Genomic DNA, 23,684 nt, shown 5'->3' with positions numbered 1-23,684 from the left:
ATCAGGCGTTTTGAAATTCCTTGCGGGCTTCTTCAGTCAAAATACCCGAATAAATAATACTGATCGCTTGATCATAGATATCCGAAGGGGGCATTTTCATGCCTTTATGAAGCGATTCGGGAAACTGACTGTAAAACTTGGGATCCAGTAATGACTGGACTGCAGCGGCATACAGCATCACAATCAGGCTGACATTAATCCTTGGATTGACCAAACCTTGAGCAATTCCCTGTTCGATCAATTTGGCAAAGCGGAGGTAGGCAGACTCATTGATGTAAGTGGTCATGGCTTCCCAAATCTCCGGAGCATATTCCCTGAGATCTTCAAAAAGCTCGGGGTTGATTGGTGCCAAATGCGTGGCGATCACTGTCAGGGATGACTTGAGTTTCAGCGGGAAGGAAATGTAGCGGTTGTCCAAAATCGCCTCCACTTTAGCGGTCATTTTGGTTTTTAACACTTCGAAAGAAGCTGCAAGCAGTTCCAACTTTCCGGGAAAATACTTGTAAAGGGTCTTTTTACTCATTCCCAAGTCTTGGGCGATGTCATCCATGGTGGTATGACGGTAGCCTTTCTGGAGGAAAAGCCGATAAGCAGCGTCCAGGATTTTCCCTTCTAAACCTAGTTTTTTACTCATATCACGACAAAGTTAGAAAGGGAATTGAATTTGGGATTTCGGATTTCCGATTCCGGATTTTAGCCCTCTTTGAATAATTCAAGCGGATAAGTACGATTCAAAGTCAACACGAAGCCAAGAACCTGATATCCCTACAACTTTCCTCCTACCCCTTTTCCAATTCTCTAGCCATTCCTTTTAACTTTACCCAATCGTAATTTTTGACTCATGACTCACGCCGAAGCCGCTGCCCGAATCGCTCAACTCAGCAAAGAAATCAACCATCACAATCAGTTGTATTATCAGGAAAGCCGAATCGAAATCTCTGATTATGAGTTTGATCAGCTACTGGAAGAACTGGTAAGGCTTGAGCGGGAGTATCCGGACCTGCTGTTTCCGGATAGTCCCAGCCAACGGGTGGGCGGCACCATTACCAAAGAATTCAAGACAGTGGAGCATGAATATCGCATGCTCTCTTTGGGAAATACCTACACTACGGAGGAACTCATCGCTTTTGATGAGCGGGTGATGAAGGGACTTGGACACAAAAACTACGAGTATTTCTGCGAGATGAAGTTTGACGGAGTGGCAATCAGCTTGGTCTACGAAAACGGGCAACTCGTCAGGGCAGTCACCCGCGGTGACGGAACCAAAGGAGACGATGTCACGGCCAACGTAAAAACCATCCGAAACATCCCGCTGAAAATCCGGGCGGCAAATGTCCCCGCCAAATTTGAGGTGCGCGGCGAGATTTTTCTTCCTCTTAAGGAATTTATGAAAATCAATGCCGAACGGGAAGCAGAGGGCGAAGCACTGATGGCAAATCCCCGAAATGCCGCCTCAGGCACGCTCAAAATGCAGGACAGTTCGGTCGTAGCCAAAAGACGGCTAAACTGCTATTTCTACCAGCTTTTGGGCGAAAACATCGGCGTCACCAAACATGACGAGGCCATTCACCTGATCGAAAGTTGGGGATTCAACGTTTCGCCGACCTACAAAAAAGTGAACAGCATCTCAGAAGTACTGGACTACATCGAGGACTGGAAAGACAAACGTTACGGTCTCCCACTCGACACCGATGGCGTAGTGCTCAAAATCAACGACTATGATCAGCGGGAAGAACTGGGCTTTACGGCAAAGATCCCCCGCTGGGCCATTGCCTACAAATACAAAGCGGAAAGCGCCGAAACTGAACTACTCTCCATCACCTACCAAGTCGGTCGAACCGGCGCCATCACTCCTGTAGCCAATTTGGCCCCGGTCAGTCTGGCCGGAACTACGGTCAAGCGCGCTTCTCTTCACAATGCCAATGAGATTGAGCGGCTAGGGATCCATGAAGGGGATTTTGTCTTCGTGGAAAAGGGCGGAGAAATCATCCCAAAAATCACAGGGGTCAATGAAAAAAGAAGAAGACCCCATGCCCACGCCATCCGATACATCAGCACTTGTCCGGAATGCGGATCTCAGTTGGTCCGAAAAGAAGGGGAAGCCAAGCACTACTGCCCAAATGCCGTCAGCTGTCCTCCGCAAGTATTGGGGCGCATTGAGCACTTTGTCAGCAAGCGGGCGATGGACATCGATTCCCTGGGTACGGAACGAATCCGTGCGTTGATCGATCAGGGATTTATCAGAACCTACGCCGACATCTACGAACTCGACACCAAACAAAGTGAACTTCTCGGACTGGAAATGAGTCAGGACCAATACGAACGGGAAGTGTCGGGATTGCTTTATATCTCTCTGGAAAAGGCACTTTTTGCCCTGACCGAAAGCATTTCCTTCAAGCAAATCCAGGACTTTTTGTTGGAAACAACCCACTTGCCGCTCAAGGATAGACTTAGGGCATTTCAGGCACAGATCCGCGCCTGGAAGAAAAAAGTCCCTTCCAATGTAGGCATGGTTGACCTTCTCATTCATAACCTCAGCCAGCATGCCGATCTGATGAAAGTCGAGGATTATGTGCCGGTGGCGGTGGTATTGGAGATTTTTTTGGGCAGAAGAACTGACTTTGAAAAAATCCTCGAAGCCAGCAAAAAGCACGGTACCGTTCACATGATTCTGTTGGAACTGGACTTGGATCTCCCATCCGAGCTCAATGAACGGATCAAAAAACTCAAGGCCAACACTTTCCAGGAAGGAGTCATTTCCAACATGATGGAGGGAATCTTTGCTTCCAAGGAACAGCCTTTCGAAAAGGTCCTGTTTGCGCTGGGCATCCGGAATATCGGTGAAAATACCGCCCAGCTTTTGGCCAGGCATTTTGGAAGCATTGAAAAACTCCAGGAAGCAAGTTCCGAACAACTGCTGGAAATCAATGGAGTTGGCGAAACCCTGGTCCAAAGTATCCGGGAGTTTTTTGCCCAACCTGAACATCTGGACAGCATCGCCCGACTGAAATCTCACGGTTTGAAATTTGAAATTGAGCAACGGGAATCAACTCAACTTGGAAATGCCCTTGCCGGCAAACGAATCCTCGCATCCGGCAAACTTCAAAACTTCAAACGGGATGAAATTGTGGATTTTGTGCAGGCGCATGGAGGTCAATACATTTCCTCCGTTTCCAAAAACCTCGACTTCATCATCGAAGGGGAAGAAATGGGTCCAAGCAAAAAGGAAAAGGCGCAAAAGCTCGGCGTGCCGCTGATTTCAGAGGAGGAGTTTTTGAAGATGGTCAACGGGTGATTCCAAAAAACCAAAAAAGAATTCAGTCCAAACCAACCCAAATCACGGTTTAAACTCACTAAACCCGTTTTTTTCTATAAACGGAAGTCAAAACCAATCCAAGACTGTATCTTTGCAGCCCTAAGAAACCTAAAACCATGAATGCATTCAAAGGCACCGGAGTGGCACTAATCACTCCTTTTCATGACGATTACTCGATTGACTTCGAAAGCCTCAAGCGGCTGATCGATCATGTAGTTTCGGGCGGAGTGGACTACCTGGTGGTGCTGGGCACTACCGGAGAGGCTGCTACCTTAAACTCCGCTGAAAAGAAACAGGTGCTGAAAGCCTGCCTGGAATACAATGCCGGCCGAGTGCCCGTAGTCTTGGGTATTGGGGGAAACAATACTCACGCGGTCGTGAATGAAATCAAAAACACCGATTTCTACGGAGTAGCCGCAATTCTTTCGGTCAGCCCTTATTACAACAAACCCAGCCAGGCTGGAATCGTAGCTCACTATACAGCCATAGCTGATGCCAGTCCGGTACCGGTGATTCTTTACAATATCCCAGGCCGCACCATGTCCAACATGACTGCTGCCACCACGCTTCATCTGTCCCATCATCCGAATATTGTGGGAATGAAGGAAGCCAGCGGGAACCTTGAGCAGTGCATGCAAATCGCAGCGGCTATGCCTAAGGACTTTTTACTGCTTTCCGGCGATGACCTGATGACCAAGGCCCTGATGAGCATTGGAGGACATGGGGTTATTTCCGTCCTGGCCAATGCCTTTCCGGACACGTTCAAAAAATTGACTCACGGCACAAATGAAGAAGCAATTCAGGCGACTTTTTCATTGCTTACCCTCAATTCGCTGATGTACATCGAGGGCAATCCGGTCGGTATCAAAAATCTCCTCTTCCACATGGGAATTATTTCCGGGGATCAGGTGAGATTGCCTATGCTCAGCGCCAGTATCGAGCTGAGTAATCAGATCAAGGCTGCCTATCAGAATAAATAATCCATGTCACCACTTTCCATTTCCCAACTGACCGAGCAAATCCGGCTGACGCTGGAAAACGAACTCGAGCCGGTCTATTGGGTTGTGGGTGAACTGGCGGATTTCCGTCTCGCACCACAGGGACATGTGTATTTTGAACTGGTAGAAAAACAAGGAAATCAGGTGCTCGCTAAGATCCGAGCCAACCTTTGGCAATTTACTTACCGCTCCGTCTCAGCAAAATTCGAATCTGTCACGGGTACCAGTCTGAAAAACGGGATGAAGGTGTTGGCGCAGGTGGCCGTCAGCTACCATCCGGTCTACGGCTTGAGCGTGAATGTAAAAGATATCGACCCTTCCTTTTCCTTGGGAGAACGCGCCAGACTGAGGCAGGAGACAATCGACCGACTGACTCGCGAGGGTCTTCTTCGACTAAACGCCCGTTTTGAACTTCCCCAAGTTGTCCAAAAAATCGCCATTATATCCAGCGCATCAGCAGCCGGGTACGGTGATTTTGTCAATCAGATTGAGCAGAATCCCTACGGATACAAGGTTTATCACAAGCTGTTCAATTCCCTCATGCAAGGAAATGAAGCTGTGACAAGTCTGGTCACCGCCTTGGAGCGCATCAAAGCTGAAACCGAACTTCTTAGCCTGGATGCAGTGATCATCATCCGTGGCGGAGGAGCACAGCTGGATCTGGATTGCTTTGACGATTACAGATTGGGTGTAGCGATAGCCAACTTTCCAATTCCGGTCTTTACCGGCATAGGTCATGAACGAGACGAAACAGTGGCTGATTTAGTCGCCCATACCCGACTGAAAACCCCAACCGCTGTAGCTGAATTTTTACTTTCCGGGTTTCGCGAATTTGAAGACAACCTGGGGCTGGTCCTTCAACGACTGGACCGATCTACCCGGCATCAACTTCGTGAGGAAGAAAGTAAGATTCATCAATATGCGCTTCGAGCTAAATCTCTGGCAGGAAACCGGATTTCCCTGGAAGCCGAAAAGGTGAAAAACCGAATCAACCGAATCGATCTTGCAGCTAAATCCCAGCTTAAAATCCAACACCTGAAACTGGAAACAATTGAAAAAGGTCTTAAAAAAGGCCTTGAAAATTTCCTTCAAAAACAGCAGGAAAAACTGAATAATCAGGAAAATCTATTGAGGCAACTCGACCCCAATTCCATCCTGAAAAGAGGTTTTACCCGTACCGAACTGGAAGGAAAACCGATTCATCTGACTGAGGCGGAAATCGGTGATCAGATCGAAACCTTTACCCTAAATCAAAAAATCAGCAGTACAATCACTCAAATCCTGAAAAAATGAAAGATCTAAACTATACCGATGCCATGGCCAGACTGGAGACCATCCTGAGTCAATTGGAAGAAGGAAACAAATCAGTGGATGAACTTTCGGATTTGGTCAAGGAGGCTGCCGATTTGGTGAAGCTCTGCCGAACCCGATTAAAAACTACTGAATCGGACATACATAAGGCTTTTGAAGGAGCATGATCTGCCCAAACAATAACCATGATTTGTTGAGTTAAAGAGAAAATCAACATTCCTCTTGGCATGCTTGTTGCCAAAATTGAAAAAGAGAATTTACTCTTCTCACATTATCAAGACCTTACCACATGAACGCCCTAGTTAAACACCTGACTGTAGTTCTTTTTATCCTGTCCTCCGGCAGTATTTCAGCTCAAAACTTTTACAAAGAGCGGATTTCAAGAGACAATATTCTGACTGTTGGACTTGGGCCCTCTTTCTCCTACTTGGACAATGGCGGCCAGTACCGGGATTTCAACTTTGCAGTCAAACCAGCCTTCTCGGTTTCCCTGACCAATAAGCTTTCTGAAATGGTGGAGCTTCGCGCGAGTACTGGAGTTCAATGGATCAGCAGTGGTGGAAATCCCCCAACTACCCTTCGGGATAAATGGTATTTTGAAAACGCGTCCTTCACTGCAAAAGGGTCCGCTTATTTTTTCGACCTTATTCCCAGCTTTTACCTCATACCCTTTTCCAATCATATGCACCGAAGTAAAGTCAATCTTTATGGTGGTGCAGGACTGGGCGTAATGCATGTGAGGACCGAGCAAACCAAATCGTTCAGTCCTGAAGAAGCACCTACCGAGCATCAGATTACCACCGGTTATGTCCCAGTCCGGGCTGGACTTAGTTTACGGATAGGTCCTTATTCCGATATTGCCGGTGAAGGAACCATGCTTTGGACTTTCACAGACAATCTGGATGGCAATGTGGGAAATAACCGATACGGAGATCATCTTTTTCAGGCACAGATTGTATTCCGAAGGTATTTTATACCAAAGACCCAAGATTGATTTCCAGGAAATCCCAGTTATAAAATCGGCAGCCCAAACAGGTTGCCGGTTTCATTTTTGAACTTTTGACAAAAGTGGGTTACCTTCAGGAGGACAGATTTTTCAAGTCAAAATGGCCCAACAGCACGTTTTTATTTCCTATGCCTGGGGTGGTGAAAGTGAAACCGTAGCCAACGAAGTCGAAGCCATCCTCCAACAGCGGGGAATATCCCTGGTAAGGGATAAAACCGACCTTGGATTCAAAGGACTAATCCGGGAATTTATGCAGCAAATAGGACAGGGCAACCTAGTCGTCCTGATCATCAGCGACAAATACCTGAAGTCCAAAAACTGCATGTTTGAACTGATGGAAGTCGAAAGAAAGGGTGAGTTTTTTGACCGCATTTTCCCAATTGTCCTTCCTGACGCCAATATCTACGATTCGCTTGGAATCTTGAATTACCTAAAATATTGGGATCAAAAAATAAAAGAACTCAATGCCAGCGCCAAAGAATTGGACAACCTTGCCGATACCCGCAAAGTTCAGGAAGACATCAATCTCTACACAGACATAAGGGGAGCTATCGACGAATTGGCAGGAAAGCTGAGCAACATGAATACGCTCACGCTGGAGATCATGAGGTCAAAATCGTACCAACCGCTGATCGACGCGCTGCTTTCGCAAAGCGGAAAAATATCCCCTCAACCTGTTTCTTCTGCTACCGCATCCAGAAAAGAAGGGAAAGTACTTTACCATATTCCGGGTATGATGCAATTGAATACCTGGACGAGGTGTACGGTGAGACTGGCATGGGAAGAAATTTACCTTTTGGAGGGGTTGAAAATCCCGGAAGATCAACGAGTAATTGAATCCATTCGACTTGGAAACGTGATGCAAGTTTCCCTGAATGAAGGAAAGGACGGCCATAATTTTGAAATCAAGCCCCTGAATAATGAGGAACAGGTCATCTTTGAAGACGATTTCACCGAGTGGTTATTTGATGTTAAAGCCCTGAACACCGGCAATTTCACGCTCATCTTACGGGTGACTTTGATTCAGATCATCGAGGGAAAAGAGCGGAAAAAAGATGTGGTTCTTGAACGGAATGTGGTCACTGAAGCTGTGGTTCCGAAGGCTTTGGCCCGGTTTGAAACTGCCGAAGAGGGACTTACACCTCCTAGAATACCAAGTACCGTTTTCCACACACTGGGAAAGGAAACAACACCCAGTCCCGACTGGAAAACAGGAGAAGTATATCCGGAAATGACTGTTGAAGTCGAGGAGGTGACAGACCGGACAAAAATTTCCACTGCTTCATCTCCAGCGCCTTCTCCTGAAAGTCCTTTATCCGAACCTACCCTTTTTAAAAAATTTATGCCGTATGCAGCATCTCTTTTGGTTTTGCTGACAGCAGGGATTTTAATTTTCAACGGAGGGTTTACGACAAGCTCACCTGAATATGCAGAAGTATCTGCCACAGATTCTGCCAACTACAGCATTGATTTAGGTGAAGAGTTAGTTGGATCTCCACCTCCACAATACGCTGAATCCTCCTCAAATGACACACTCAATTACAGCGAGGAAGAGTCGCTCCCTACCAGAATGGGATCAGGAAATCCGAACAGTCGGAAAGTGCTTTTGACCTTCAGTGAGGAGAATACATCAGGATCTGTGGAAGTGATGGCCTTTGTCGTCACTATGAGGGATTTGTATACATTGGAAGATTTGAATTCTCCAATGAAGATCCGTGCGTTTGCAATCCCTGACTCGATCGCCTCTGAATTGGAATTTGATCAAGATTTTTCGGTAGAAAAAATCCTCGATTCAGTGAGTAGATTCTCCACCAATCAAATGAGTCAGGAATCTTCGTCGTCTCCCGTCGTTCTGGAGAGAATTCCTCCCAGACCACAGGAAATGGACTCGGCTTCCTTGAAAACACTTCGGAAAATCACCAAAAGGTCACAATTTCAATACTAAGCCTTTCCAAAATGGCTATTTTTTGAAATATCAAATCACCTGCAGGAATTTCCGCTCAATGGTAATCAGCATATTCTGTAAAATTCCCGGAATACGAATCAGGAAATAGTCTTTGTTTCCTTTTTCTATCACCTCCCCGGTCATATCCTGAAGCGGACCTCCCATTACTTTTACTTTTTCCCCTGGCTCGATTTCAGTGCCGTCTGTTTCCACAGCCACACCTGTGGTCACTACCCGCTTGATGATTTCTATTTCTTCTTCCCGAATTGTGGCATGATGACCTGAAAAATGGACAAACTTTACTGCTCCCGGTACCTGTAGGCATTCCCAAAGTTGGTTGCGGTTGGTCTTTACAAAAACATAACCGTTGAAAAGTGCCCGTTGAACTTTCTTTTTGCGGTCTGACCACTGACGGAGTTCTTCAACAATGGGTAAATACACCTCCCAGCCTTTTTCTTTCAATCGTTCTGCAACTTTCTTTTCTGAACGCGATGCGGTGTACATCACGTACCATTTCATTTCCACCATGGCTAAAGTTTTATTGGGATGGCAAAATTACAAAACTGAGGTGGATTAGCCGGGATAAAAAATAAAAAACCCCCGGGACACAGTCCCGGAGGTTTTGTCAAAAAAAACCACCAACCTTAAATCAATCATGCTTTGATCTTGCGAAATCTCATTGCGAGTTTATCCGCCAACAAATACATAACTGGTACGATCACTAACGTAATGACTGTAGCAAAGGTTAGCCCAAATATTACTGTCCAAGCCATCGGTCCCCAGAAAGCTGCATTATCACCCCCTACATAAAACTGAGGGTCAAAATCGCTGAGCAAGGTGCTGAAATTAATATTCATTCCTATCGCCAAAGGCACCAATCCAAGTACGGTGGTAATTGCGGTTAACAATACAGGTCGAAGACGTGTCTTTCCTGCTTCCACTATACTGGAAAGTAGATCCTCTAATTCGAGGTATTGTCCCGGTTTGATTCCTTTTTCTTCTCGCTTTCTGACCCGTACCAAGTCTGTGTAGTCAATCAATACGATCGCGTTGTTAACCACAACACCAGCCAGGGAAATAATTCCAATACCAGTCATAATCACCACAAAGTCCATATTGAAAATCACCAATCCAAGGAATACACCTATGGTACTCAGTAGTACAGAGGTCATGATGATAAATGGACTGATCACTGAGTTAAACTGGGCCACAATGATTAGGAAGATCAAAGAAATTGCAATCAAAAGGGCATTGACGAGGAATGCCATGGATTTTGCCTGCTCTTCCTGCTCTCCTGTAAATTTCACAGTAACACCCTCAGGCACCGTATAATTTTCCATTAAGCTTTTGATTTGTGCATTGATTTCGGTGGCATTGTATCCATCGAGCACGTTGGAAAACATGGTAATTGCTTTCTCCAGATCTTTCCTTTTTACCGATCCATAGGTAGAACCGTACTGGATATTTGCAACCGCTGAAATCGGCACCTCTCGTTTGGTTCCAAACTTATCCCGGAAACCAATTTTCTTATTGACCAGGGTATTGATGTCATAACGGTAATCTTCGGAAAGGCGCAGCTGGATTGGATAATCCTCCTCTCCTTCTTTGTATTTGGAAACTTCCAAACCAAAAAGGGAGGTCCTCAATTCAGTGGCAATGGAAGAAGTAGAAAGCCCAAATCGTCTGGCTTTTTCCCGGTCGATTTGTACCACCACTTCAGGACTTCCCAAAGACAAATCCGTCTTGAGTTCTTCCAAACCTTGAATGTTATTGGACTCAAGGTAATTTTTTGTCTCCTCGACAAAAGCAATCAACTGCTCGTAATCTTCACCCACAAATTCAATATTCACAGGACTTCCTACCGGCGGACCGTTTCGCTGCTTGTTGACAGTTATCAAAACGCCTGGGTATTTTTCAACCAGATCCCGGATTACTTCCATGGCGTCATTGGTATTGATTCCCTGACGCTCGATGTAATCCACAAAACCGATAGTGATTTTTGATTTATGCGGAGTAGCCTGCTGACTTGGTCCTTCCTGAGGATCACTGGTTCCTTCTCCCACTTGGGTGATGACCGACTCAATGATTCCGCCATAGGGTTCCAAGGCATCGATCATTTCATCCTCCATTTTATCCACAAAGGTGTTAGTCGCTTGGATGTCAGTACCGATCGGAAATTCGATAAACACGTTGATCAGCTGAGGTTGATTATCCGGAAAGAAAAGGACTTTTGGAGCACGAATTCCCAAAAGGGCTATTGAAAAGATCAATAAGCCAAACATTCCACTCAGGAACCAATAGGGCTTTTTACCGTGAAGTGCGTAATTCAAGGTGCTCTCATAGGCATTTTCGAGCTTAACCAAAAACACCGTCTGAAACCAGTTGATGGCTTTTCTAAGGAAGAAAATGTTGAATAGAATAAGAACAGAGGTAACCAAAGACAAAGAACCCATGGAATTCCATCCTACCAAATAGAAGATTATGGCAAGTACCAGAAAAATACCTGAAACGATAATGGACTTCTGCTTGGGCTTTTCCTGGGTCATGTCATCTATCTTCATAAACATGGCGGTCATAACAGGGTTAATCACCAAGGCCACAAACAAAGAGGCAGACAGTACAATAATCAATGTAATCGGGAGGTATTTCATGAATTCCCCAACCAGGTCATCCCAAAATGCCAATGGAAGGAAGGCAGCCAGTGTCGTCGCTGTAGAGCTGATGATTGGTACTGCAACTTCTCCTACCCCTTCCTTAGCAGCCTGAATAGCCGGCTTGCCATCCTGCATCATTCGATAGATATTCTCCACCACCACAATTCCGTTGTCCACAAGCATACCTAGGGCAAGGATCAGGGAGAAAAGAACCATCAGGTTGAGCGTGATCCCAAACGCATTTAGAATCAGGAAGGAAATAAACATGGAGAGGGGTATCGCCGAACCCACAAACAGGGAATTGCGGAATCCCATGAAAAACATCAGAACCAAGACCACGAGGATCATCCCAAAGATGATGGAGTTTTCCAAGTCGCTTACCTGAGTCCGGGTCTGCTTACTTTGGTCATTGGTAATGGTGATTTCCAAATTCTCAGGGAAACGGTTTTCCTTCGTAGTCTCAATGATCATTTTGATCTTATCAGCTGCGTCAAGAAGGTTTTCCCCACTACGCTTGGTCACGTTGATGGTGACCACGGGAAGATTCTTGCTTCTGGCATAGGATGTTCTTTCCTTGAACGTATCCTTAACCTCAGCCACATCTTTCAGGTAAACAATCTTTTGCTGATCGGTCTTGACGATGATATCCAACAGATCGGCTGGCGTTGCAAACTCACCATCCACTCGGACAGTACGTTCGAAATCTCCGCTTTTGATGTTACCACCTGATATGGTTAGGTTTTCCGTCTGGATTGCTTGACTGATGTCGCCAAAACTCACACCAACGGCTTCCATTTTATAGGGATCCACGTTGATCTGAATTTCCCGCTCCACGGTACCGGCCAAATCTGCTTTGGAAATCTCCGGAAGCTTCTCGATTTCGTCTTCCAGGTATTCCCCAAACTTTTTCAATTCCTGCTCGGAATAAGGGCCTGATATGTTGACGTTCATGATCGGAAAGTCGGAAGTGTTTACTTCCAACACATTGGGATCCTGATCAAGATCTGAAGGAAGGTCGGTTTTGGATTTATCAACGGCATCCTTTACATCCTGAATCGCCTTGGAAATCTCCACACCGGGGTTAAACTCCACCACAATTGACGAAAAGTCCTGTACCGAAGTGGATTTGATATCCTTGATGTTGTTCAGAGACTTAAGTTGTTTCTCGATCGGACGGGTGATCAGGTTTTCCATATCCACGGGCGAGTTGCCGGGATAGGGTGTACCGATGTAAACCGTCGGAATAACGATTTCGGGGAAACTTTCCTTGGGCATGGTGCGGTAAGCCCCAAGTCCGAGGACCGTAATAATCAGGGTCAAAATGACCACGGAAGTGGAATTGTCCACACTAAAGCTGGACAACCCAAATTCCCTGATTGATTTGGATTTTGAAAAATCAGTCATGATTAAAGCTGTGCAATATTGACACTGAAATTATCTCCTACTTCACGGAAGCCTTTGTCTACAATGGTTTCAGTTCCGGTCAGCCCTTCCAGGATCTCGGTCTCATCTCCAAAAGTCAAACCTCGCTTCACATACTTTTTCTTTGCAGTTCCATTTTCAACAATGAAAAGGTAGTCTCCCTGGGTATCTGACAAAATCAAATGGGCAGGTACGATGACACCTTCTTTGTTTGAATAATCTTGAATCTTCAGCACTGAAATCATATTTGGCTTTACATCAGGCAGGTTTGGAAGAAATACTTCGATGCTGAACGTTCTGTTGTTTGGGTTGATGATCCCTCCCACAGCAGAGACTTTTGTGGTAATGGTTTTATTCAGTGAAGGGAATACGACCTGAACAGAATCACCTTTGCTCAACACACCTACAAAACTCTCTGATACGTCAGCCTGAATGAACAGATCGCTTTCTCCTACAAACTGAAACATCGGAACACCTGGCTGCACGAGTTCTCCTACTCTAACCTGAACACTTTCGACAGTACCTGAAAAAGGAGCTTTCACATAAGCCTTGTTCAGCTGTGTTTTCATCGCAGCCAAACTTTTTTCAAGTCCTTCTTTTCTGTTTTTTGCTTCCAGATACTGGATTTCGGTACCGATTTTCTGGTTCCACAGTCTTTCCTGCTTTTGGAAAATGGTCGTAGCCAAATCTAGGGAGCTCTGCATTTCTTCAATGTTACGCTCAATGGATTCCGCATCGATTCGGGCTAGAATTTGTCCTTTGCTTACCCGCATACCTTCGATAGCCGGAACTTCCAGGATTCTACCTGCAGTCTCAGAACTGATTGACACGTTTTTCTTGGAAAGAACCGAACCTGTCACCTCGACAAAGTGGGTAAATTCACCTTTTCGAGCCGCAGCAGTGGTGATGAGGATTGATTTCTTGTTCGTTTTGGCAAATTCCGGATCAAGTTTGGAAAGCTCTGCCTCCAAGTTTTTGATCTCGTCACTTAATGTGCTGACCTGATCTTTGAGTTCAGCGAGTTTATTTTTCTTGGCATCTATGCCATCTTCCTGGCCGCAGGAAAAAACCAGCACTGCCAAGGCGAAGAGGGGTAAAAGTTTTAAGATGGATTTCATATGAATGAGGTATTTTTTGATTTTAAGAGAAAGAGTTGGTTTAGTTAGTCAAATCAGCCTTCAACAGGCCAAGGGCTTTTTCGAGATTTACTTTGGAAATCAGACCGTCATAAAGCGCCGCGAGAAAATTAATTTCCGCTTCGATCAATGCAGCGTCTGCATCCACTACTTCCAGGTTGGATCCGACACCTTCCTGATACTTGATTCGGGCAATATCGAATACCTCTTGCGCGAGTTTGAGGTTTTCCTGCTGTACTTGGAGAATGTTCAGGTCATTTCTAAGATTGGCTTTGGCGGTAAACAGCTCGTTTTTGAAACTGTCTTTCAGGAAAAAACGCTGGTTTTCGAGTTGGTTGATGGTAACCCGGTTTTTCTGAATTCTCGCACTTTTGGATAGGCCGTCGAAAATCGGAATGTTCATACTGACACCAAGCAGGGAGCTTCCAAACCAGTTTTGACTGTTGTAGACGGTACTCAGTTCATTTCCCGCTCCTCTTCTCAGCGTATTACCCACAAAGTCAATCGTAGGCATATACTGACTGGTATTGTACTTGAGATCCAGCTGATTCAATTCGATTTGCGTATTCAATTGGTCAAGTTCAATTCGGCTTTGTCCTTCATCTACAAGCAACTGAGCCAAATTTTCTTTTGGGTTGAGTTCCTCAAGAGTCTCTGTAATGACGATATCCACCTCCAAAGGCATTCCCATTTGCAGCTTTAGGATTTCCTTGCTGATTTCCCAGGCAGTTTGACTACGCTGCGTTTGGGTGTAAGTGTTATTGCGCTGAACCTGAATTCTGGACACGTCTATTTTTTCTGCAAATCCAGCTTCGTTAAGCGCTTTGGTTTCTTTTAGCAGGGTATCAATTCGGGCCAAGTTTGCCTGGGCCAATCGGATTCTTTCCTGATTGACCAACACCGTGAAGTAAGCCTTCTTGACATTTTCGATCACGTCGTTTTCTGCTTTACTCAGATCCATGTTGGTAAGCTCAGTCAGGGTTTTTGCCGCTCTCAAGCCAACGAAAAAAGATCCGTCAAAAATCATCTGCGTCATGGTAATCCCTATTCCGGAAGAATAACTCACTCCAAATCGAGCAGGAATTACATCACTGGGATTGCTAGGATCTCCGAAAGGAGGCTGATTTGGAAGGAAAACCACAGGAATCTGTGGATTGTAGTCCAGGTTAAAAGATCCATTGATCTGGGGAAGTCCAAGTGCAGTGGTTTCCTTTACCGTTGCTTTGGAAATCAGTGTTTCCAATCTGGCATTTTTGGTAGTTACGTTGTTTTCGATGGCGTACAGAAGTGCCTCGTTCAGTGTAAGTTGAGCCACTTCCTGAGCTTGGGTTCCAGAAAAAACAAGTAAAAATACCAAAATCGTAAAAAGGTACTTTTTCATAGTTAGGTTAGTTTTCAATCTTCAATAGCTTGCTGTGTAGTAAATGCCATTCGGCCTTTTTCTGTGAAAATTCCGTGTAAAAAATGATCCATTAGGACCATTTGTTCTTCTGCCATGTTGTAATCTGCCAGTCCAAATTTTTCTGCGTCAAAGGCGGATGTGATTTGGTTGATTCGGACTTTGGCCAAAATCTGGGAGTCGATTTCCGGCCTGAAATAGCCGAGTTGCTTTCCCTTCTCCAGCACATTGACCAAGTCTTCCTGGATTACCCGCTCTTTAAACTCTTCAAACATTCTCCATGCTTCCGGGAAATACTTCTGGATTTCCATGATGACCATGGGATTCATGTTTTGCAAACGTTCCCGCATCAATTTGGAAGTCCGTACCAAGTGCTCTATTACTCCATCCTCATTGTCGAGAATGAAAGTCAATTTTTTTCTGTCTTTTTCCAGAATGACTTCAAAAGCCTCTTTTACCAAATCCTTCTTGTCGGCAAATTCCTGGTAAATCGTCTTTTTTGAAATCCCTGCCTGTCTTGCGATGTCTTCCATGGTCACAGCCCTTACTCCAAATCGGAAAAACTGCTCCGTTGCGATCTCCAAAATTCTTGTTCTTGTCACTGATCCTCCTGTTGAATTTGGGTGCAAAACTATGGAAACTATCAGTTGGTTCAAAGTTTCCTGAGTTTTTTCAAAAATAATATTTCCCCACACGCAGTAATGAGTGTACAAAATCGAACAAAAAATAAATTTGATCGATTAAATCAAAATATAATTCGTTTCATTAAAAAAAGTGTTGATAAAATTCTTTGCTTATATCTAACTTCGAAACATAATTTTCTGACATGAATTACCTGATTCATCCCCGGGGAAAATGGTTTTATCGAAAAGAAGGCTCAGGTTCTGAAGTTTTCCTGATTTTCCATGGGTTTGGTCAGAGTCATCGGGACATGCTGGACTTTGACCGGATCAGAAAGCCCGGGCAGACTTTCCTTTTTTTCGATATGTTCTACCATGGTCGCAGCCAATGGATGGATTCTGACCGGGAATTGGATAGATCGGTTTGGGCAGACTTGATCCACATGCTTCAGGTTCAGGAAGGTTTTCGGAATTTTCACCTAATCGGATACAGCATGGGGGGAAAATTTGCCTTGCTGACTTTCGAACTATTTCCTGAACAAATCAAAAGCCTGACACTGCTTGCTCCTGACGGCATCAAAACCGGACTTTGGTACAGCATGGGCAGCTATCCCAATTATTTTCATCCGCTGTTCAAGCGGGTAGTTTTCAAACCAAACCGATTTTTCGGGATTGTCGAAGGTCTCCGTACGGCAGGATTGGTGGAAAAAAGCTTGGTGAAATTTGTCAAAACCCAAATGGAAACCCGATCTAAGCGTGCCCAAGCCTATTTTGTGTGGAAAGTCCTGGGCAACCTCCAACTCCAGTTGGGCAAAATCATCCGTCTGGCAAGAAAACATCCCAATATCCCAGTCACTTTGTTTATCGGTGAATTCGACAAAATGGTAACGGCTGAAAACCTCGAACGATTCAGCTCCAAAATCCCTCATCTCCGTAAAATCATTCTTCCCGTCGGCCACGGTGGCTTAATAGAAGCTGCCGCCAATTACCTACAAACAAAAACCGAGTTCTAACCCAACTCGATTCACCACTCTTCCACCATTTTCTTTTCAAGAACTACTTACCTAAGCTCTTCCCTTGGAGATGCAGTAATTTTTAAATCTGCATCCCGATATTCACCGGGAGAATTTTCCAATCTATATCAAATCCTTACCTTTGCGACTTACCAGCCAAAGGACATGATTTTCTTCTTTGAATCCCCTCAGAAACTCATCTACGGAGTTCAAGTACCCCACCCCCTCAGCACCCAAGACATTTCAAAACTCACCTGGCTTTTTGGCGAAGCCAAGCTGATTCAAGGTGAAAAAGTAGCCGGAAAGTACTCCGGACCCCGAAAGGAAATGATCACCCCTTGGTCAACCAATGCTGTGGAAATCACAGTTAACATGGGAATCCAAGGCATCCAACGAATCGAGGAGTTTTTCCCAATGAACGAGGGTGATCAGATCGATCCGATGCTCCAGAAAGCATATGACGGACTGGATCAGGAAATCTACGACATCCACCTCCAGCCTGAGCCGATCAAAGCAGTAACCGATATCGCAGGGTACAATAAATCCGAAGGGTTGGCTTTAAGCCAGGAAGAAGTGGATTATCTGGAAAATGTCTCCAGACAATTAGGCCGTCCCCTTACTGATTCCGAAGTGTTCGGATTTTCCCAAGTCAATTCTGAGCACTGCCGTCACAAGATTTTCAATGGTTCCTTTGTGATCGATGGAGAGGAAAAGCCAATGACGCTTTTCCAGATGATCAAGGAAACTTCCAAGCGCAATCCAAACCGGATCGCTTCCGCATACAAAGACAACGTGGCGTTTGTCAAAGGACCAAGAGTCCAGCAATTCGCACCGAAAACCCAGCACAAGGCTGACTTTTTTGAGCCGAGGGAAATTGATACCGTCATTTCCCTGAAGGCGGAAACCCACAACTTCCCGACTACCGTCGAGCCGTTTAACGGAGCTGCAACAGGTTCAGGCGGGGAAATTCGCGACCGCTTGGCGGGAGGAACAGCCTCCATTCCCCTGGCTGGTACCGCTGTGTACATGACTTCTTATTCCCGATCTGAAAAAGGAAGAAGCTGGGAGAAAAATCTGGCTGAGCGTCCTTGGCTCTACCAAACCCCGATGGACATCCTGATCAAAGCTTCCAATGGAGCTTCCGATTTTGGAAATAAATTCGGACAGCCACTCATCGCGGGTTCGTTGCTGACTTTTGAGCACGAGGAAGGCGACAAGCAATACGGCTTTGACAAAGTAATCATGCTGGCTGGTGGTATTGGATTTACCAATGCCAACTATACAAAAAAAGGCGAGCCAAAAGCAGGCGACCAAATCGTGATCATGGGCGGTGACAACTACCGCATCGGCATGGGCGGTTCTGCAGTCTCTTCCCTGAATACCGGAGAACTTTCCAACGCCATCGAACTTAACGCCATCCAGCGCTCCAATCCGGAAATGCAAAAGCGTGTATCCAACGTGATTCGCGCCATGGCCGAAAGCGAAAACAACCCGATCATTTCCATCCACGACCACGGAGCAGGAGGTCACCTGAATTGTCTTTCAGAACTGGTGGAAAGTACCGGCGGAACTATCCACATCGACCAACTTCCGGTTGGTGATCCTACTCTTTCTGCGAAAGAAATCATCGGAAATGAATCCCAGGAAAGAATGGGATTGGTGGTAGGCAAAAAAGACATCGATACCCTCAAGCAGCTATCCGAGCGTGAACGCGCACCATTCTATGTGGTAGGCGAGACGACCGGAGACATGCACTTCAAGTTTGAAAACCAAAAGACCGGTGAAAAGCCTGTGGATTGGGATTTGGCCTACATGTTTGGCTCCTCACCAAAGACTGTGTTGGAGGACAAAAGTGGAGAAGGCCCTACTTTCGCAGAGGCAGATTATCAGGCTGGAAAACTGTCAGAATACATCAAGGAAGTGCTTCAACTCGAAGCAGTTGCTTGTAAAGATTGGTTGACTAACAAAGTGGACCGCTCGGTAACCGGACGCGTGGCAACCCAGCAAACAGTTGGTGAAATCCAGCTTCCACTCAATGATGTGGCGGTAATGGCGCTTGATTATACAGGAAACAAAGGCATCGCCACCTCCATAGGACATGCTCCGGTAGCGGCCTTGGCCAATCCGGAAGCGGGCAGCAGACTGGCGATTGCTGAGGCGCTGACTAACCTGATTTTTGCTCCAGTCCAGGATGGACTGAAGGGAGTTTCGCTCTCTGCCAACTGGATGTGGCCTGCGAAAAACAAGGGAGAAAACGACCGATTGTATCGAGCGGTGAAAGCCGTTTCAGACTTTGCCATCGAGCTGGGTGTGAATATTCCAACCGGAAAGGATTCCCTTTCCATGACTCAGAAATACCCTGACGGAAAAGTGGTGTACTCACCTGGAACGGTAATCATTTCCACCGTAGGAGAATGCTCCAACATCAACAAAACAGTTAAAGCCGCACTTCTTCCAAAAGCAGGAACAAAGGTTCTTTACCTTGATTTCTCCCAGGATGCTGCAAAGCTGGCGGGGTCTTCCCTTTACCAGATCTTCAACAAGATCGGCAAAGAAACGCCTACCGTGGCTGATTCAGCTTATTTCGCCAAGGCTTTTGAAACCGTTCAGGAATTGATTTCCAAAGGTTTGATTTTGTCAGGACACGATATTTCTTCAGGAGGTATCATCACCGCTTTGCTGGAAATGTGCTTCCCAAGTCAAAACTTGGGTCTTTCCGTAAAGGAATCCCGATTGGGCGAATCAGATGTGGTGAAGGCTCTTTTCGCAGAAAATCCGGGAATCCTCATCCAAGTAGCCAACGATCACGCCGTGGAAGATCTGCTTGCCAAGGCTGATATCGACTTTGTAGAACTGGCAGAAGTGAACTTGGGCGGAAAAGTAAGCCTGGAATCTCTATCCTTGGATGTGGCTGAGTTGAGAGACTTGTGGTTTAAGTCCTCCTATCTCCTGGATCGCAAGCAAAGCGGAGAAAAGCTCGCAAAAGACCGATTCGAAAATTATAAAAACCACGCCCTGAGCTACGACTTTGCTCCGGGATGGGAGGGTAAATTTGAGAAGCTTGGAATAGATCCTTTCAGAACTACGAAAGGCAATGCCAAGGCGGCCATCATCCGTGAAAAGGGTGTAAACGGTGACCGTGAAATGGCCTATGCACTGTGGTTGGCGGGATTTGAGGTGAAGGATGTCCACATGACCGACCTGATCGCAGGAAGAGAAGACCTCAGCGATGTACAGATGATCGTCTTCGTAGGTGGATTTTCCAATTCTGACGTGTTGGGTTCGGCGAAAGGCTGGGCTGGTGCTTTCCTTTACAATCCAAAGGCGAAGCAGGCGCTCGACAACTTCTACGCGAGACCAGACACGCTTTCCTTGGGGGTATGTAACGGCTGCCAGCTGATGGTCGAGCTTGGTTTGGTAACACCTGACCACGACCAGAAGCCAAAAATGCTGCACAACGCCAGCCATAAGTTTGAGTCCTGCTTCGTGAATGTGACCGTACCGGAAAACAACTCCGTAATGCTCGGCAGCCTTAGCGGTCAGCGTCTCGGGGTATGGGTAGCGCACGGAGAAGGCAAATTCTACCTTCCAAAAGGTGACAATGCCTACAACTTCGCCATGAAGTACAGCTATGCTGCTTATCCCGGCAATCCAAACGGTTCTGACTTTGCGACAGCGGGTATCGCTTCCGAAGACGGACGTCACCTGGCCATCATGCCGCACATCGAGCGAAGCCTGAAGCCATGGAACTGGGCCCATTATCCAAGCGAACGAAATGACGACTTCACTCCTTGGTTGGAGGCGTTTGTCAATGCAAAGAATTGGGTAGAAGGACGAATTTGAGATTTGAAAATTTGAGATTTGAATCAATCCCTTCTGGTGAAAACCGGAAGGGATTTTTTATTGCTTCCGGAAGTAGGGAATTCTGGAAATTCATTTACGATTCTCTGCACTTTCCTTTTTTGAAGATTCTATTCTAAGGATAAATTATAAAATTGGTATTCACTTTTCGATACCAACTTATTCCCAAGATTCTTTGGCAATTTCTTTCACAATCCAAACCTACCGGGACCGTTTGATCAACCTGAAACAGCAGGCTACAGGTTATCCCTTTTTGAAAACCACATTCCTCAAAAAACACGGATATCCACTCAATTTGGATCAGCCGAGGACATTCTGTGAATGGGTCAATTTCAAAAAAGTCAGGGACCGAAACCCGCTGATTCCCATCACTTCGGACAAATTTCAAGTCAGGCAATACATCCGTCAAAAGCTTGGGAGACAGTATGGGGATGAATTGTTAATCCCTTTGCTCCACGTCAGCAAATCAGGAACAGATATTCCCTTCGATAAGCTTGGACAGGAATTTTTTTTAAAGGCAAATCACTGTTCGGGCGCAAACCTCCATGTAAAGCCCGGCGCCGATCCCCGTTTCCTGAAATCCACCTGCGAAAAGTGGCTGAACTCCAGCTATGGACAATCCCTTCACGAGTGGGGCTATCGGGATATTCCCCGTAAAATCATCTGTGAGAAAGTATTGAGAGACGGGCAGGGCAGGCTGCCGCTTGACTTCAAGTTTTATTGCATCCATGGACAGGTGGAAATGATCGGGATTTTTTACAAAAGCGGGAAGCAAAGTTTTGCCTGCTATCTGGATCCTCTTCTACGGGAAGTGGGCGGCCCAATGGGTGATGATATCCCTATGCCCGAAATCCCCAAAATCCCAAACCTAGACCGTTTGCTTCATTTGGCCGAAACGCTCTCGGAGGAGTTTGAACTGGTCCGGATCGACCTTTATTCGGTTGAGGACAAAATTCACTTTGGGGAGATCACCCATTATCCAGGTTCAGGATTGGACCGGTTTGAATGTCAAGCTCTGGACTTCAATCTTGGAAAAAAAATAAGTGAAGGAAGGCTTCTTCTTCAAAAAGCAGGAGCTTAGGAGTTGAATTCTCTTCTGGTTTATGCCCCGAAAACTACTCCTGCTTGGATTAATCTTCGCTTTTTTTCTACTGAATGCAGTAGGAAAAAATCGGCTGATCTAAAGAAATACATGGAAAAAGTCAGATTGATTCATCGGAGAAATACCCGATTTTCCAACTCAAAATCCTAATTTACGGAATGCACCGACGTCCATTTCTCCAAAAACTCAGCCTGATCGGCTCCTCTCTGATGACGCTACCATTTATCACTTACGGGAAAATGGATTTCCCAAAAGCCACCAAACTAAAATTCATCACCGCTTCGGACGGACACTGGGGACAGCCTAACACTGATTTTGAAACTTCCCACCGCAACCTGATCGAGGCCATCCATCGGGAAAAAGACGTGGACTTTGTGGTCTTCAACGGGGATCTGATCCATGACGAACCGACGCTGCTTCCGGAAGTAAAAATGGTCTATTCCCAACTCCAAATTCCTCATTACGTCACCCGGGGCAATCACGATAGGGTCAGCCTGACTGACTTCGAACGGATTATGGGACAGGCGACCAACTTTTCTTTCCAAGCAAAAGACTCGGGCATCATCCTGCTGGACTGCTCCAATGAAAAAGGAGAATACCTCTGTGCCAACCTGGACTTCGCCAAAAGCAAACTGGAAGAGTATGCTTCCCTGTCCAATGTTTTTGTCTTTGTCCATATCTCCCAAAACGAATGGACCCGACACGGGGTACCTTGTACCGACTTCCTAAACCTAGTCACCTCCTATCCCAATGTCCGGGCAACCTTTCACGGCCATGATCACGATGTGGATGGACAGATGATCTACCGAAAAAAGCCCTTCCTCTGGTCCGGACATTTCGGAGGCAACTGGGGCAATCCTTTTCCTTCCTACCGGGTCTGCGAAGTAGGCGAAGACGGCAAGGCCATCACCTATCTCAAGACCGTCCAAGAAGGAATGATCCTAAACGGACATAACCTTTAAGTTTGACTAACCGCTGATGGAATTATCCAGAAGTGGGTATTTTTTGGAATGGGAATGAAGTATTTATTTGAGAAAAAAAGATATTAAAGGTGCATTTGGACATCCATTTTTAAGTAAATATTCATACCAGTAGTTTACCTAGAAACAAGTTTTCACTCACTCTAAAAGGCAACCCAATAAAAAAATGATACACGAAAGCTATAATTGGAAAAAGGAATTATATAATAGTTTTTTGACAATTGCCAAATTCAGACATTCCAAACGAATAACTGAGCAATCTCAAGTAAAAGTTGAAAAGGCCTTACTGATAGGCGCTTACATTACAAGAAAACTTGATGATGCACAGAAAATACCACAGGACTTTTTGACCAAGAAAGAACAATTGGGATTTTATGAAAGTAAAGGAACAATTATTGACCTTATGAATCGGCACAAAATTGATACTCATTACAGTTTTGACAAAGTAATAAAGTCCGAAAAGGATTGGAGATTTATTATAAACCAAATAATTCATAGCTTTTCATTATTCTTTTCAAATGACAGTTCAGACAAACTTGATGGTTTTTTATTTAATTCGGACATGACAAAAAAACAAGCATTATTTTTTCTTCCTCTTGAGACTATTTTGACAATATTCCTGACCATTTCCGAAGGTGAGATTACATGTTCACATTTTCAAAGGCAAGTTTTATGCAACGACAGTCACGGAAAACAAAAATTTGGCGAGATAAAATTAACTAAAACAGTTTATTCTTATCCTGACAATTTTGATATTAAGATAGCAATTGCTAATAGTCTAAAAGGAGAAATTTACAGAAGAGAAAATGGAAATTTCAAATTTAATAGTTAAGAGCAACAAAAAAAGATCTATTTATTGAAACGGATTTTACATTAGTTAAACTAATTTTAAAACTAGGTCTTTTTTGTTTCTTGTAAATT

17 protein-coding genes are annotated in these 23,684 nt (G+C 45.2%); 11 read left to right on the top strand and 6 right to left on the bottom strand.

Annotated features, from left to right (window positions below):
• Position 1 precedes the first annotated feature (1 nt).
• Entirely contained in the window at positions 2-634 is a 633-nt protein-coding gene (locus D0X99_RS06820) for a TetR/AcrR family transcriptional regulator (RefSeq protein WP_119476870.1), read from the bottom strand.
• A 207-nt stretch (positions 635-841) separates the two neighbouring features.
• Here D0X99_RS06820 and ligA point away from each other — a divergent pair, with 207 nt between their 5' ends.
• The 6 genes from ligA to D0X99_RS06790 all read left to right on the top strand — a co-directional run bounded on the left by ligA (position 842) and on the right by D0X99_RS06790 (position 8,576).
• Positions 842-3,295, top strand: a complete 2,454-nt coding sequence (gene ligA, locus D0X99_RS06815) for an NAD-dependent DNA ligase LigA (protein WP_119476869.1) — start codon at positions 842-844, stop codon at positions 3,293-3,295.
• A 137-nt stretch (positions 3,296-3,432) separates the two neighbouring features.
• Positions 3,433-4,296: a 4-hydroxy-tetrahydrodipicolinate synthase gene (gene dapA / locus D0X99_RS06810; protein ID WP_119476868.1), complete on the top strand. Its 864-nt coding sequence runs from the start codon at positions 3,433-3,435 to the stop codon at positions 4,294-4,296.
• A 3-nt stretch (positions 4,297-4,299) separates the two neighbouring features.
• Positions 4,300-5,607: an exodeoxyribonuclease VII large subunit gene (gene xseA / locus D0X99_RS06805; RefSeq protein ID WP_119476867.1), complete on the top strand. Its 1,308-nt coding sequence runs from the start codon at positions 4,300-4,302 to the stop codon at positions 5,605-5,607.
• Positions 5,604-5,792 carry an exodeoxyribonuclease VII small subunit gene (xseB, locus tag D0X99_RS06800; protein ID WP_119476866.1) on the top strand — a complete coding sequence of 63 codons (189 nt, stop codon included), beginning with the start codon at positions 5,604-5,606 and terminating at the stop codon, positions 5,790-5,792. The genes xseA and xseB overlap by 4 nt, the downstream gene beginning before the upstream one ends.
• Positions 5,793-5,914: 122 nt before the next feature.
• Complete coding sequence (locus tag D0X99_RS06795; RefSeq protein WP_119476865.1) at positions 5,915-6,619, top strand: hypothetical protein; 705 nt, start codon at positions 5,915-5,917, stop codon at positions 6,617-6,619.
• 112 nt (positions 6,620-6,731) lie between these two features.
• Positions 6,732-8,576 carry a toll/interleukin-1 receptor domain-containing protein gene (locus D0X99_RS06790; protein WP_119476864.1) on the top strand — a complete coding sequence of 615 codons (1,845 nt, stop codon included), beginning with the start codon at positions 6,732-6,734 and terminating at the stop codon, positions 8,574-8,576.
• A 30-nt stretch (positions 8,577-8,606) separates the two neighbouring features.
• On the opposite strand, the gene D0X99_RS06785 is transcribed toward D0X99_RS06790, so the two are convergent.
• From D0X99_RS06785 to D0X99_RS06765, 5 genes are all read right to left on the bottom strand, one after another.
• Complete coding sequence (locus D0X99_RS06785) at positions 8,607-9,104, bottom strand: UpxY family transcription antiterminator (RefSeq protein WP_119476863.1); 498 nt, start codon at positions 9,102-9,104, stop codon at positions 8,607-8,609.
• Between the two features lie 125 nt (positions 9,105-9,229).
• Entirely contained in the window at positions 9,230-12,634 is a 3,405-nt protein-coding gene (locus tag D0X99_RS06780; protein WP_119476862.1) for an efflux RND transporter permease subunit, read from the bottom strand.
• A gap of 2 nt (positions 12,635-12,636) precedes the next feature.
• Positions 12,637-13,770: an efflux RND transporter periplasmic adaptor subunit gene (locus D0X99_RS06775; protein WP_119476861.1), complete on the bottom strand. Its 1,134-nt coding sequence runs from the start codon at positions 13,768-13,770 to the stop codon at positions 12,637-12,639.
• Positions 13,771-13,810: 40 nt separating this feature from the next.
• The gene (locus tag D0X99_RS06770; RefSeq protein ID WP_119476860.1) at positions 13,811-15,169 is read right to left on the bottom strand and encodes a TolC family protein; all 1,359 of its coding nucleotides are present in this window, start codon (positions 15,167-15,169) and stop codon (positions 13,811-13,813) included.
• A gap of 14 nt (positions 15,170-15,183) precedes the next feature.
• On the bottom strand, positions 15,184-15,789 hold the full coding sequence (locus D0X99_RS06765) for a TetR/AcrR family transcriptional regulator (protein WP_119476994.1): 606 nt from the start codon (positions 15,787-15,789) through the stop codon (positions 15,184-15,186).
• Between the two features lie 224 nt (positions 15,790-16,013).
• Between D0X99_RS06765 and D0X99_RS06760 the strand changes: the two genes are divergently transcribed.
• The 5 genes from D0X99_RS06760 to D0X99_RS06740 all read left to right on the top strand — a co-directional run bounded on the left by D0X99_RS06760 (position 16,014) and on the right by D0X99_RS06740 (position 23,595).
• The gene (locus tag D0X99_RS06760) at positions 16,014-16,820 is read left to right on the top strand and encodes an alpha/beta fold hydrolase (protein WP_119476859.1); all 807 of its coding nucleotides are present in this window, start codon (positions 16,014-16,016) and stop codon (positions 16,818-16,820) included.
• 165 nt (positions 16,821-16,985) lie between these two features.
• Entirely contained in the window at positions 16,986-20,663 is a 3,678-nt protein-coding gene (gene purL / locus D0X99_RS06755; RefSeq protein ID WP_119476858.1) for a phosphoribosylformylglycinamidine synthase, read from the top strand.
• A 232-nt stretch (positions 20,664-20,895) separates the two neighbouring features.
• Positions 20,896-21,762, top strand: coding sequence for an ATP-grasp fold amidoligase family protein (locus D0X99_RS06750; RefSeq protein ID WP_158587681.1), 867 nt, complete (start codon positions 20,896-20,898; stop codon positions 21,760-21,762).
• Positions 21,763-21,941: 179 nt separating this feature from the next.
• Complete coding sequence (locus D0X99_RS06745; RefSeq protein ID WP_119476856.1) at positions 21,942-22,745, top strand: metallophosphoesterase family protein; 804 nt, start codon at positions 21,942-21,944, stop codon at positions 22,743-22,745.
• A gap of 184 nt (positions 22,746-22,929) precedes the next feature.
• Positions 22,930-23,595: a hypothetical protein gene (locus tag D0X99_RS06740; protein ID WP_119476855.1), complete on the top strand. Its 666-nt coding sequence runs from the start codon at positions 22,930-22,932 to the stop codon at positions 23,593-23,595.
• Positions 23,596-23,684 lie beyond the last annotated feature (89 nt).

The organism is Algoriphagus lacus, from assembly GCF_003583985.1.
In the GTDB taxonomy this organism is placed as follows: Bacteria; Bacteroidota; Bacteroidia; order Cytophagales; family Cyclobacteriaceae; genus Algoriphagus; species Algoriphagus lacus.
The sequence above is the reverse complement of the archived record's forward strand: the minus strand, read 5'-3'. Positions and strand labels throughout refer to the sequence as shown.